We start from the raw sequence: 701 nt of genomic DNA on the forward strand, positions 1-701 counted from the left end.
GTTCCCGATTTTGGAACTCGGCACCAGCGCGAAAATGCTGTCCATCGTTCCATTGATGAACGGCGGCGGCATGTTTGAAACCGGCGCGGGCGGCTCCGCACCGAAACACGTCCAACAGTTCCTCGAAGAAAACCACCTGCGCTGGGACTCGCTGGGCGAATTTCTCGCGCTCGCCGTATCGTTTGAACATCTGGCGCAAAAAACCGGCAACACCAAGGCCCAAGTCCTCGCCGACACGCTGGATGCCGCTACCGAGAAACTGCTGTTGAACGACAAATCGCCCAAACGCAAAGCAGGCGAACTCGACAACCGCGGCAGTCATTTCTACCTCACCCTCTACTGGGCGCAAGAATTGGCAGCGCAGGATAAAGACGCGGAATTGAAAGCAGCGTTTGCGCCGTTGGCAGAAACCCTGACCGCCGACGAAGCGAAAATCGTTGCCGAACTTTCCGCCGCACATGGCAAAGCAGCCGACATCGGCGGCTACTACGCCCCCGATGCTGCAAAAGCCGCCCAAGCCATGCGTCCGAGCGAAACGTTCAATCAAGCATTGGCAAAGCTGTAAAAGTGTTACAGTAACGCTGTAAACATGAAAGGTCGTCTGAAAACCTGTATGCAAAGGTTTTCAGACGACCTTTTTAATCTTTCTAAAGTACCAACTTGTCCTTAGTGGATGAACAAAGCTATGAGCCGTAGAGATG

1 protein-coding gene is annotated in these 701 nt (G+C 53.9%); it reads left to right on the top strand.

Features of this window, described 5'->3' with window-relative positions; all coding sequences use genetic code 11:
* Window positions 1-565: NADP-dependent isocitrate dehydrogenase (locus ACTHUR_RS14270; RefSeq protein WP_440399215.1), on the top strand; the 565-nt coding region annotated here is incomplete at its 5' end.
* Between the last annotated feature and the right edge of the window lie 136 nt (window positions 566-701).

The sequence above is a fragment of the Neisseria sp. P0021.S007 genome (assembly GCF_051956855.1).